The sequence below is a fragment of the Singulisphaera photorubra genome (assembly GCF_045290345.1).
In the GTDB taxonomy this organism is placed as follows: Bacteria; Planctomycetota; Planctomycetia; order Isosphaerales; family Isosphaeraceae; genus Singulisphaera.
Genome location: NZ_CP155447.1, coordinates 10,742,132 through 10,753,746, shown reverse-complemented (window position 1 = coordinate 10,753,746; position 11,615 = coordinate 10,742,132). Strand labels below are relative to the sequence as shown.

The 11,615-nt window shown below is 61.5% G+C and carries 10 protein-coding genes; 9 read left to right on the top strand and 1 reads right to left on the bottom strand.

The window, feature by feature from the left end:
- The first annotated feature begins 651 nt into the window (after positions 1 to 651).
- The 3 genes from V5E97_RS40180 (at position 652) to V5E97_RS40170 (ending at position 4,156) form a co-directional block, all read left to right on the top strand.
- Positions 652 to 1,413, top strand: a complete 762-nt coding sequence (locus V5E97_RS40180) for a hypothetical protein (RefSeq protein WP_406697179.1) — start codon at positions 652 to 654, stop codon at positions 1,411 to 1,413.
- A 121-nt stretch (positions 1,414 to 1,534) separates the two neighbouring features.
- The gene (locus V5E97_RS40175) at positions 1,535 to 2,968 is read left to right on the top strand and encodes a spinster family MFS transporter (protein ID WP_406697177.1); all 1,434 of its coding nucleotides are present in this window, start codon (positions 1,535 to 1,537) and stop codon (positions 2,966 to 2,968) included.
- 192 nt (positions 2,969 to 3,160) lie between these two features.
- Complete coding sequence (locus V5E97_RS40170) at positions 3,161 to 4,156, top strand: malate dehydrogenase (RefSeq protein ID WP_406697176.1); 996 nt, start codon at positions 3,161 to 3,163, stop codon at positions 4,154 to 4,156.
- Positions 4,157 to 4,311: 155 nt separating this feature from the next.
- Here the strand turns inward: V5E97_RS40170 and V5E97_RS40165 are convergent, their stop codons facing one another.
- The gene (locus V5E97_RS40165) at positions 4,312 to 4,839 is read right to left on the bottom strand and encodes a hypothetical protein (protein ID WP_406697175.1); all 528 of its coding nucleotides are present in this window, start codon (positions 4,837 to 4,839) and stop codon (positions 4,312 to 4,314) included.
- Positions 4,840 to 5,068: 229 nt separating this feature from the next.
- On the opposite strand from V5E97_RS40165, the gene V5E97_RS40160 reads away from it, so the two are divergent.
- From V5E97_RS40160 to V5E97_RS40135, 6 genes are all read left to right on the top strand, one after another.
- Complete coding sequence (locus V5E97_RS40160; RefSeq protein ID WP_406697174.1) at positions 5,069 to 5,230, top strand: hypothetical protein; 162 nt, start codon at positions 5,069 to 5,071, stop codon at positions 5,228 to 5,230.
- Positions 5,231 to 5,720: 490 nt separating this feature from the next.
- Positions 5,721 to 6,428 (top strand): GNAT family N-acetyltransferase, encoded by a 708-nt coding sequence (locus V5E97_RS40155; RefSeq protein WP_406697173.1) that lies wholly within the window; start codon positions 5,721 to 5,723, stop codon positions 6,426 to 6,428.
- 1,074 nt (positions 6,429 to 7,502) lie between these two features.
- Positions 7,503 to 7,694, top strand: a complete 192-nt coding sequence (locus V5E97_RS40150) for a hypothetical protein (protein ID WP_406697172.1) — start codon at positions 7,503 to 7,505, stop codon at positions 7,692 to 7,694.
- Positions 7,695 to 7,806: 112 nt separating this feature from the next.
- A complete protein-coding gene (locus V5E97_RS40145) occupies positions 7,807 to 8,862 on the top strand; it encodes a DUF1559 family PulG-like putative transporter (protein WP_406697171.1) in 1,056 nt (351 codons plus the stop codon).
- 509 nt (positions 8,863 to 9,371) lie between these two features.
- A complete protein-coding gene (locus V5E97_RS40140) occupies positions 9,372 to 11,039 on the top strand; it encodes a CRTAC1 family protein (protein WP_406697170.1) in 1,668 nt (555 codons plus the stop codon).
- A gap of 113 nt (positions 11,040 to 11,152) precedes the next feature.
- Positions 11,153 to 11,569, top strand: a complete 417-nt coding sequence (locus V5E97_RS40135; protein ID WP_406697169.1) for a carboxymuconolactone decarboxylase family protein — start codon at positions 11,153 to 11,155, stop codon at positions 11,567 to 11,569.
- The last annotated feature ends 46 nt before the right edge of the window (positions 11,570 to 11,615 follow it).

The following is an 11,615-nucleotide window of genomic DNA, read 5'->3' as shown; positions in this document are numbered from 1 at the left end:
AGGTTCGCCAATCGCCCACCTGTACTCGCGATAGATCGGGGCCGATTCGATGACTCCGCCAAGGTCGCGGCCGAGTTTATTGTACGGCTTGCCAACGATCCGCGACGGAGCCAAAGTACCGATGATTCTTGCGGTATCCGTCCCGGGTGGGGTTGCAGTCGCCCGGCCGGCCCGGCCGTACTTCCCTCGAAGTCGGCGCGTCCGAGGAATGACCCGGGGCCGAGGGGATACGACCGGCCCGGAATCCATCGAGATTCTCGCCCAGTCACCGATCGTTGCGTTTTATTCCCCCGACGATGCCGACGCCAAGCGGGTCCGGATTCCCCGTGATCAGATCCACGGCCAAAGGCGTTGTCTCCCCGAGGCCGACCGGACTGGCCGAAGGACTTTCCGGGCAAGACTTTGCCGACCTGATCGCGTATCTTGAATCCTTGAAAGCGACTCCGGTCAGGAGCCTCTCACGGTAGGCCGATGGGAAGCAGGCAAGCTGAGGGCACACTTTCGGCTGACGGTCATCACCGATGCTGGAAGTCTCGTTGATCCGACGGACCGACAAGCAGCACCAAGCTGAGTGACCCGAGGCTCAAGTAAGCCTGCTGACGGGGACGCGACGCTCCGAAAAAAAAGGTGTTCCGAGGTTGGCGAGCGAATATGTCCGATCATAACGACGATGAGAATTCGGCTGCGTCCTCGCATCGCTCCAAACGCGAGCGGAGCACACGCTATCCTGGCGTTAGCCTGGCCGAGAGCCTCAAGCTTTGCGAGTCAATTGACGGCCTCGGTCTCGATGGCCTGACGGCCACCGCAATTGCTTCGGCGTTGGGCTACAAGAACATCAAGACGAACACGTTCTCGGCGCGGCTCAGTGCGGCACGCCAGTTCGGCTTGCTGACCCTGACCGGCGATGGCTACGGACTGACTCCCCTGGCGCGGACGATCCTCCACCCGGTGGATCCGGCGGAAGTGCCACAACTTCACCGCCAGGCGCTACTCAAGCCACCGCTGTATGCGGAACTGGCCGAGCGAATGGCGGGGAAGCGGGTTCCCGACCCTGAAATTCTCGGCAACGTGCTCTACCACAACCATCAGATCATCGCCACGGCCAAGAAGCAGGCGGCCGAGGCCTTCCTCGAATCGGCCCGTTTCGCCGGGGCTCTGGGAGCCGACCATGTCCTCCATCCGGACGGTCCCCCTGCCCCCCTGCCCGTTGCGCCCCCGTTGGCGGTAACGCCGGCTCCCGCTCCGGCACCTTCCCTGCCCCGCCCTGCTCCGGCCGAGGTTCGCATCGACCTCCAACTCTGGGACGAGGACGAAGGCAAGCTGATCCGCGTTCGTTCCCCCCGGTCGATCAGCGCGGCCAGCTTCGAGCGCCTCCTGCAAACGTTTCGGCTTTTGGTCCGAATCAAGGACTGAACTCTTTCGGAGTGAAGCCGTTAAGCCTCCACTCCGCGTGCTTTACCTCTAGACTCTTGGCGGAGCCGTGGCGTAGCATCGGCCCGTTCTAGTTGAGACCGATGCGCGAGGGACCCAGGACATGACCGACGCGAGTATTCACGATTCATCGGAAGTTGGACTGGCCAAGCGGGCGTCCAGCGGGGCGATGACGGCCTTTGTCATCCTGTTCGCGATGAATCTGCTCGACTACCTCGACCGCAACATCCTGGTCTCGATCCAGCCTCAGATCAGGGATGATTTGAAGGTGACGAACGAGCAGTGGGGACTCCTGATGAGCGTCTTCCTCATCAGCTACTCCCTCTTCAGCCCGCTGATGGGCTGGCTGGGCGATCGCTATCGCCGAACCTGGCTCCTCGCCTTCGGTGTGGGACTCTGGAGTCTGGCAACGGTCGGCAGCGGCCTGGCCCGAAGCTACGGGGACCTGATCCTGGCGCGGAGCATCCTCGGCATCGGCGAAGCGACTTATGGGGTCATCGCCCCCACGATCTTGATCGACGTCTTCTCACGCAACCAGCGATCCCGCGTCTTATCGGCGTTCTACCTCGCGATGCCGTTCGGCAGCGCGTTGGGGATTGGCCTCGGGCCGCTCGTCGCGAAGAACTATGGCTGGCACATGGCCTTTTACGTCGTCGGTGTGCCTGGCCTGGTCGCGGCCTTCTTCGCGTTCTTGCTCCCCGAGCCGGTGCGAGGGGCGAGCGAGGGAATTTCGGTCGATCGGCTCAAAGCCCACGAGAAAGCGGGCGCCACGCGTGAGGACTATCTCGACCTGATGGTCAACTCGTCCTACACCTACTCGGTCTTCGGTATGGCCGCATACACGTTCGGCATCGGCGGAATGCTCGTCTGGGTTCCGAACTACCTGTTCAATACCCGGCATTTCGACCAGCAACGCGCGGGGACCATGCTGGGCCTCTGCACGTTCGCGGCTGCCATCGTGGGGATGACCCTGGGAGGTTGGCTCACCGATCGCCTGGCGAAAACGAGGCCTCAGGCCCTCTTCCTCGTATCTGGCCTGAGCATGCTCGCCTCGATCCCGTTCGTTCTTCTGGCCCTTTTCTTGACCTCTGAGCCGATGATCTATGCAATGATCTTCGCCGCCGAAGCGCTCATGTTCGTCAATACGGGGCCGTGCAACGCGATCGTCGCCAACGTGGTTCAGCCCAACCTTCGGGCCGCCGCCTTTGCGATCTCGACCTTCGCGATCCACTTTCTTGGCGACATCTGGTCCCCCTGGCTGATTGGCAAGGCGGCCGATCTCTTTGGCGACCCGGAAACGATGGCCTCGTCCTACGGCCAGTTCCTCAAGGCGATCGGGGCGGTGCCCACTCAGGTGGCGGGTCATCCTCCCGAGAATATCGTCGCGGGCCTGCTGATGGTGGTCCCGGCGCTCCTGCTTTCCGGGATCGTTCTGCTCGCGGGAGCCCGGCATTTGCCTCGCGAGATGGCCCTGATGCAAGCCAAACTGAAGGCCTCGCCACGCCCTTCCCCGGCGACGGAAACGACTGCTCACTGAAGTCCGCGTTGTTCTGGTAAGATGAGCGGGAAATTGTGAAACCGCTCGCCGATCGCCACCGATTGGGTCTGTCGCGGCCGACGAAGTCAGAGTGGACTTCGTCGCATCCTGCGAGGAGGGGGCCGATCGGTGCGGGGCGGCGAACTTGTCCCTGCTTTCGAGACGAATTGTTTTTTCAGGAACTGCTCGACCATGACCGAACCCATTCGTATCGCCGTGACAGGAGCCGGAGGCCAGATTGGCTACGCTCTGATCTTCCGGATCGCCTCGGGAGGTCTCTTCGGGCCGAGCCAGCCCGTTTCCTTGCGGCTCCTGGAAATCACGCCCGCATTGCCCAGCCTCAAGGGCACCTTGATGGAACTCGAGGACTGCGCCTTCCCGCTCCTGACGGATGTCAAGGCGACGGATCAGGCCACCACGGCGTTCGAGGGAGCCGACTGGGTCATCCTCGTCGGTGGCTTGCCTCGCAAGGAAGGAATGACCCGCGCCGACCTGATTCGGGCCAACGGGCCGATTTTCACTGGGCAGGGCAAAGCGATCAACGACGCCGCCGGGCCGAACGTCCGGATCCTGACTGTCGCCAACCCGTGCAACACCAACTGTTTGATCGCCAAGTCGCATGCCCCCAAAATCCCGGCCGAGCGCTGGTTCGCGATGACCCGGCTCGACCAGAATCGGGCCGCCTCCCAACTCGCGGTCAAGGCGGGCGTTCCCGTCGCGGACGTCACGAATGTGACGATCTGGGGCAACCATAGCGACACCCAGTATCCCGACTATAAGAACGCCAAGATCGGCGGCGCACCAGCGACCACGGTCATCAACGACCCGACCTGGTTCACCGACGAGTACATTCCGGGCGTGGCCAAGCGCGGTTCCGCCGTCATCAAGGCACGCGGAGCCTCGTCGGCGGCCTCGGCGGCCAACGCAGCGCTCGACAGCGTTCGCTCACTCTCGACCCCCTCGAAGGGGGACGACTGGTTCAGCACCGGAGTTGTCTCTGACGGCAGCTACAACATTCCCGCCGGCCTGATCTATAGCTTCCCGATGATCTCGTCGGACGGCGGCCGCTGGTCGATCGTGCCGGGCCTGAAGATCGACGAAGAGGCCCGAGTCCGCCTCGATGCCTCCGCCAAGGAACTGCAAGCCGAGCGAGAGGCTGTCAAAGACCTCCTCGGACCCGCGTCCTGAACCTTGATTTTGTCGTTCCAACCGGGCGAGCGTGATCTGCCAGGGGCGAAAGTCCCTGGCTTTCTTTTTTTGTACAGTGACAAGGAATGCTTATTTCTGAGATTTGCTTTGCGTTGCGGTGTCCGCGCCCATCGCAAACCGCTCTATGGGTTGCCTCAGTCCGCCGGCAGGTCGTTGATGAAGTCGCCTTCCGGGGTGACGTGGAACCGGCGATGGAACTGCGTATCCATGTCAACCAGTTCCAACTTGGACGAACCGTCTTCGACTGCCGAGAGCAGGTATTGGCTTTTTCCGTTCCAGACGCCGAGACAGACTTTTCCACTCATGTTCGAGTAGCCGACCGACCGGACGCGCCCGCTCTTTCGAGAATCGCCCAGGCTGAATAAGATCGATCTGTCTTGATAAATTTGGCCATCCATTAATTGGCGACCTTCTTTGTCTCGGAGGATAAACCTGGTGAAGCTATCCCCTTCATCTTCCTTGTGCTCCAACAGGACGGTGATTCTGCCTCGGTCGTCTCGCACAATTTGCGACTTGGCATGGGGCGCGTCCCCATGAAGGAGGGGGGCGTTCTTCTCGTCGAAGCTCAGCCCCACGATGATCGCAGCACCTGTCACCAGGAGGACGGACTTCACGGTGAGTCCGAGGATTCCGTACAGGGCGCGAGTGAGATTAAGAATCATCGCATTCCTCCCGAACATGAATCACAAAGTCTTGATGTGGTTGTGGCTATCTTGATCCGGGCTCTTGGGCCTTGGAGCGGTCATTGCCCGGGTCGAGAAACGGCCTGGCGATTTCGGATACGTGATGATTTGGCGATTGCGATGGGACCTGATCGACAAACGTGCGAAGGGGACATTTCTTAGGAACTGAAGTTTTGCAAAGCCAGGCGAGCCCCAACTGAGCCACGACATGTTTCCAGAGTTGCTCAAATCACGTGACTTGCTCGATCGCCCAGGAAAGCGTCGACTGCAGGGTATCCCTTCCTCGGGGATCCGTGCCGTCACCGAGAAGTGCCACCGCCGCGACCGGACTCACAAGCATGGCGATTCGCAGCTCACCCACGAGATTTGAAAGCGGCGTGGGAGGAATTTCGCCTCTCGTACAAAAGTACGACTAAGATGTTAGTTTACACCGACGGGTGGCCATGCACAAGCCTGTTGTTGACGGAGGTCAGCGGACAGCGGGTGTTTCTCAACGGGCGGCCCGTGCAACGGGGAGAGGGGTTTCCTGTTTGAGATATTCAGGGGAGCGTGAACGCCCTGCTTTTTGATGTCGTCTGAAGACAAAGGGAGCTCACGTTTCTCGCCTGGCTAGGTTCGAGCGGTTTCTCCTGGACGCCGGGTGCCGGGATCTGTCAAATAGGGGCCGGCATCGTCAGCGAACGGGGTTCACGCGACGGTTACTGCTCACGTGATATCCTTGAGCACGCTGGAGATCCGGAGGGGTCGCCCTTGGCCATGTATTTGTCCAACATGGAGTTGGCGAGACGGCTGAAGAGGCGGAAACGTTCGCGGCCGAGGCGTTCCTCCGGCAACTCGCTCGGCGACGGCCCGAGGTTGATGTGGCGGTGGAGGTCGTGGCGGGGGGGCGTGTGATTTTCGCCGGGGCCGGCTCGCCGCTGACGGAGGCCAAGGCGATCGGCCTGCACGGCGCTGTGACCGAGGCTGACGTTGACCGGATGGAGGCCGCTTTTTTCGGTCGAGGGGAACCCGCCCGGGTCGTCGTTTGCCCACTGGCGGACCCGTCGTTCGTCGAGAGTCTCGGCCGCCGCGGCTATCGCATTGCCGGATTTGAAAACTTCCTGATCTTGCCCCTGGGTAGTGACGACGCCGAAACTCCACTCACGCCTGAGATTGAGGTCCGCCCGATCGGGTCAGGTGAACTCGAACTTTATGCGAGGGTCGTGGCCTCGAATTTCGTCGGCCCAGGCGAACCACCCGATGAAGCCCTCGAGATGACGGTGACCATGCTGGGGGCGGCGCATGCATCGGCCTTTTTGGCCTGTATCGACGGTGAACCGGTTGGTGGCGGGGCGGTCCTGATTCACCGCGGCGTGGCCCTTCTCGCCGGAGCTGCCACACTGCCCCCCTATCGCAACCGAGGCGTCCAGGCAGCCTTGCACCACGCCCGACTGGCCCTGGCCCGACGTTCCGGGTGCGACCTGGCTGCTCAGGGGGCGGAACCCGGCAGCACGTCCCAGCGGAACGCCGAGCGTCGCGGGTTCCGAATCGCCTACACCCGTGCGATCCTCGTCCGCGATCCGGCCTGAGGGACGCCAATCAAGTCGCGAGTTGATTGATGCGGGACTCCTTACTGAACGATCGGGGCTGGCGGCGACTCTTTGGCCGGTCGCCTGGATGGAGCTTGAACGAACCCTGCTCGACAGCCGACGGCTTGCCGGGTCGCTCGATCCGAGCCTCTGTCCGGTCCCCAGGTCGAATCGTGCTACTCGCCCGTTAAGCGAGACCAGCCCTGCCGGGTTGAAATCGGGCCGATACCGGCCAGGTCTTTGCTAATCAAGGGATGCAGCCCGCGATTCCGCCGGCCCCGGCGATCGCCGCCAGCTTCAGAGCCTCAACGTTGCGCGTCACGGGCCTGACACGCACGACGGCGGTGGCCAGCCACGCACTTCCCAATCAATTGCGGACGACCGGAGGCAAGTGCCAGGCACGGTTCGCTGTCATCCCAAATGCAGAGATCAGGGCAAGCGTCCTCGGCCACCCCGAGATGATCGCAATCTGACAGGAGTCGTGGCTCGAACCATCGGGTAATACTTCCGGCTTCCTCCGCGGGGCGGCATTGAACCGGTGAGTCTTTCAACGATCCAGTGGTTGGTCCCCTGGGCCACCGCTCCATGTACTCATTTATCAGGAATGCCCCCGAAACGTTCGCCGGCGTACGACGCGCAGTGAATCGGAATTCGAAGGTCCGGTTGGAGATTCCTGAGGCGACTTTCAATCCATCCTATTGCCACAATATCTGACAACGCAAGAACATCTGCCAACTGGAATACCTAATCGCCATAAGGCTGTACCGCAATAGAAAAAATCTTTCGGCTAAATAGGTGTACGAACTGTTCTTTCCATTCTTTCAATAACCGCTTTACACGGCTGATTGATTGATGTAATTTGTGGTGACATTGAGTTGGTCCGTATTCTGACTTTCGTGCGACACGGATCATTCATTCTCCTGCCAGCACACGCGTTCGAATTTTGGCTATGCGTTTGAGATACCCAATCCGGTGACTCGGACGGCGAGCGCGATTGTGCTGTGTTAATGAATTAAGACATCGGGATGCGTGTTCTAGTCGATTTTTATTCGCTGAAACAGAAAAGAGATGAGCATGATGCGCGGGATTCGGCTGGCGTCACTGGCGTTCCTGCTCTACGTGGGGCCGCTTCTCTTTCTGAGCGGTTGCGATTCGTCATCGTCGTCGACGGCACAGGGCGACGTGGCGCCTCCGCCTCAGGCGGTTCAGGACGAAATGAAGGCCTCGGATGATTTTATGAGATCACAGGCTGGAAAAAAGAAGTGATCGCGCGAGGTGTTGTTTTGAGCCCGTATTCGAGCTTGAAAACAGCGAGCAAAGTCTGCGTCTGTTCTGACTTGAGGCTATCTTATCATTGCTTACATTAGGGGGTGGTGCCTTGCTCCAACGTAATCGCCGCGGATTTACTCTGATCGAACTCCTTGTCGTCATCGCGATTATCGCGGTCTTGATTGCCTTGTTGTTGCCAGCCGTTCAGGCGGCGCGCGAGGCGGCCCGACGCAGCCAGTGCGTGAACAATCTGAAGCAAATCGGCTTGGCACTGCATAATTATCATTCGACGCATGACCGTTTCCCGATGGGACAATCTTCTCAGCTGAGTTGTGCGGCGTCGCCTTGTACCTACCCAATCTGGAATAGCATTGGTGTTCATGGTCTCATTCTGCCCTTCACGGAGCAGACTGCGGTCTACAACGCCATCAACTTCAATCTCGTTGCCACCGATGTGGTTAACGCGACGGCCTACAACACGAAGCTCGCCTCATACCTTTGCCCCTCCGACGGGAACTCGGGCAGTGGTGCGGGCGCCAACAACACCAACAGCTACCACGGCTCGACCGGGACTAACACCCAGTCGAACCCGACCGTGACCACCGGTATCTTCGCGATGCGTGGCTTCTGCTACGGTATCCGGGACGTCGTCGACGGGACTTCCAACACCGTGGCCTTTTCAGAGGCCCTGGTCGGCGATCCCATCGCCACGGCCACCAAGCGGACCAACGGCATTGTTGGCGTCTCCGACCCAGGTACGGGAGCTAGCTCTGCGCAGCAGGTTGATGCCAACATCGCCCCGGCCGCCATTCAGCAGGGTCTCACCGCCTGCACCGCGGCGTACCTGGCCGGTGTGGGTTCGACCAACTTCAAGAACAGCCGAGGTAACCGCTGGCTGATCGGCAACAGCGGCTTCTCGCTGATCAACACCGTTGTGACACCCAACTCGAATCAGTACAAATGGGGTGCTTGCCGCTTCGGGTGTCCCGGTTGCGGAATCGATGGAGCCAACTTCTCCAACGTCTCCAGCAATCATTCCGGTGGCGTCAACGTCGGTTTGGCTGATGGCAGCGTGAAGTTTATCAAGGATGCGATCTCCACGTCCGTCTGGTGGAGCCTGGGCACGAAGTCCAATGGTGAGACGATCAGCTCCGATTCCTACTGATCGGGCTGAGTGCGGGTCTCATCGTCCGTCGGACTTTTACCGCCTTAGTGCAAGTGTTGCAGAAATCTTAGTGCTTGCGATCCATCAAGGCCGAGAGGTTGGTCGCCGAGGGTCTCGTTCGCGAGACCACGGCGCCAGTCCTCTCGGCCTTTGCAATTCTCGTCGCCTCACGGTACGGCTATGCCAAAACGAGGTACGGTGACTGACCCGGCACCCAGGACTGCGCCCGCTACGAAGGGTGGGCCATACCGTCGTCCGCGGGGAGGACATTGCCATCGGCCCCTGGGTGCTCCGGCCCGACGGCGCACCCACGCCTGTGGGCCCGGGAGGAGACTGGCGTCCAGGACCGTCTGCACGTCGATCTGCGGGCGGCCCTCAAGCGGGCCGGGAAACCATCGACCCCGACATGGTGTTCTTCGACTTGTGTAGACTGGATGCGGGCGTTCGGTGGCGAGGCAGTCGGCCCCAGCCTTGTCGACGCTTTTGAAGAGAGTCGAGTCCGCAAAATTATGACGTTGGGAAGACCCGAGCATCGCGTTCTGCTAATTCTGGTGATGAGCTTTGGGGGTGATCAAGGTGTCCGAGGTGCGTCTCCCGACCCATCGCCGATCGGGTTCCGCGAGATCGCCGCTGAGGCGGGAGTGAAGTTTCGCTTCGACACCGGCTCGCGGCAGCGGCACGACCTCCCCGAGGTCATGGGGGGAGGAGTGGCGCTGATCGATGGCGATCAGGATGGATGGCCCGACCTCTATTTCTGCAATGGCGGCCCGATTGGCGCACGAGAGGGGAAGGCGGACCCGCCCTGTCGTTACTACCGGAATCAACGAGACGGCACGTTCCGCGACGAGACCGAGAACGCCCGGGCGCCTGGGCCGAGCTACGCGATGGGGGCGGCAGTTGGCGACGTGGATGGCGACGGTCGAGCCGACCTGTTCGTCACCGGCTGGCGCGATCAGCGTCTCTACCGCAATGAGGGGGGCGGGAAATTTGTCGACATCACGGCCCGCGCTGGACTTACGTCGGGACTCTGGAGTACCTCGGCGGCCTTCGCCGACCTGGACCAGGACGGCGACCTCGATCTTTATGTAGCGAACTACCTGGATTTTGATCCGAGTACCGCACCTCACTGCGCGGCCCCGGACGGGCGGCGGGATTACTGCGGCCCCGAAGACTTTCCCGCGCAGCCCGATCGGCTCTACCGCAACAATGGCGATGGGACCTTCACCGACGTCTCAGCGGCGGCCGGCATTGCCCTGCCCGGCGGCCGGGGACTGGGTGTCCTGATTGCCGACCTGACCGGAGATCGGCTCCCCGACCTCTTTGTTGCCAACGATGGGAGCGCCTGCTGGCTCTTTGAGAACCAAGGGGGGATGCGGTTCGCGGAAGTCGGTGAAGCGCGCGGGGTGGCGTTCGACGGGCAAGGTGACACCCTGGCTGGCATGGGAGTCGCTTGGGGGGATGTTGATGACGACGGTCGGCCCGACCTGTTGGTCAGTAACTTTTACGACCGATCGACGGTCGCGTTTCAGGCCCTTGGCCAGGGGACCTATCGTGACGTATCGGCGAGCCTGGGCCTGACGGTCGCAACCCGCGGGGTGCTTGGTTTCGGCCTGCTTCTCGAGGACTTCGATGGCGACGGCCGGCTCGACCTGCTCCAGGCGAACGGCCACGTCCTCGACCGCGCCCGGCTCGGTGTCCCGTTCGCGATGCGTCCCACGGTGCTTCGCAACGCGGGGAGACGGTTCGTGGATGCAGGTGCGGGGGCTGGGCCTTGGTTCGGTCAGTCGATGCTCGGCCGAGGGGTCGCCGTCGGTGACCTCGACCGCGATGGCCGGCCCGACGTGGTGGTCAACGCCCTTGATCGACCTGCCGCGATCCTTCGGAACGAGGGGCACGGAGGTCGTTGGCTTGTCCTGGACCTGGTTGGCCGAGCGGTCGGGCCCGCCGTGGGAGCACGGATCAAGGCGACCGTCGGCCCGCGCGTTCTGGTTCGCGAGGTCGTCGGTGGTGGCAGCTATCTTTCGGCGTCGGAGAACCGCCTCTTTCTGGGGTTGGGAGGTGCCTCGCGGGTCGATCGCCTGGAGGTTTCCTGGCCATCGGGCCGGGTTGAAACCTGGAGCGATCTCGGGGTTGGCGAGAGACTCCGCCTTGAAGAAGGGAGCGGCGTCGCTCGATAATTGGCAGATTGATGGCGTTGCCGACGCGAACCACGGGAGCGCTACGCGTCAGCAACCTTCGATTTGTTGATCACCAACGTCACGTAAGGGAGGATCTTGTGGAGGAAAAGCGATTGGCCACCGTTCGCCTTGTGGAAGAGTCGGAGGCCACCGGGTTGGTCGCCACAATCTTCGCGGATATCAAGGCGACGAAGAAGCTCGACTTCGTTCCCAACTTCTGGCGAGTTTTGGCCACCAATCCCACCCAGTTGGAGCTGGTCTGGACCCGGCTCAAGTCGATCATGCACCCCGAGGCCGAGGGGCGAACCGGTCGGCTTGACCCCTTGACCCGCGAGATCATCGCCTTGGCCGTGTCGGCCACCAACGGCTGCGCTTATTGTATCAACTCACACACGGCGGCCGTCCGCAAGCTTGGCCTCGACGTGGAGGCGCTCGGCGAGGTGATGGCGGTGGTCGCCTTATTCAATGGGACGAACGCAATCGCGAATGGCTATCAGATTGAGCCTGACGTGTTCCCGCCCTGGGATTGACGGAGGCTTGGCCGAGTGGTTGGCAGGCGAGCTGAGAGAGCGGTGA

Coding starts and splice junctions, on each gene's coding strand:
- V5E97_RS40175 (WP_406697177.1), top strand. CDS start 1,535: ATGACCGACGCGAGTATTCACGATTCATCGGAAGTTGGACTGGCCAAG.
- V5E97_RS40180 (WP_406697179.1), top strand. CDS start 652: ATGTCCGATCATAACGACGATGAGAATTCGGCTGCGTCCTCGCATCGC.
- V5E97_RS40160 (WP_406697174.1), top strand. CDS start 5,069: ATGTTTCCAGAGTTGCTCAAATCACGTGACTTGCTCGATCGCCCAGGA.
- V5E97_RS40150 (WP_406697172.1), top strand. CDS start 7,503: ATGATGCGCGGGATTCGGCTGGCGTCACTGGCGTTCCTGCTCTACGTG.
- V5E97_RS40170 (WP_406697176.1), top strand. CDS start 3,161: ATGACCGAACCCATTCGTATCGCCGTGACAGGAGCCGGAGGCCAGATT.
- V5E97_RS40165 (WP_406697175.1), bottom strand. CDS start 4,839: ATGATTCTTAATCTCACTCGCGCCCTGTACGGAATCCTCGGACTCACC.
- V5E97_RS40140 (WP_406697170.1), top strand. CDS start 9,372: ATGACGTTGGGAAGACCCGAGCATCGCGTTCTGCTAATTCTGGTGATG.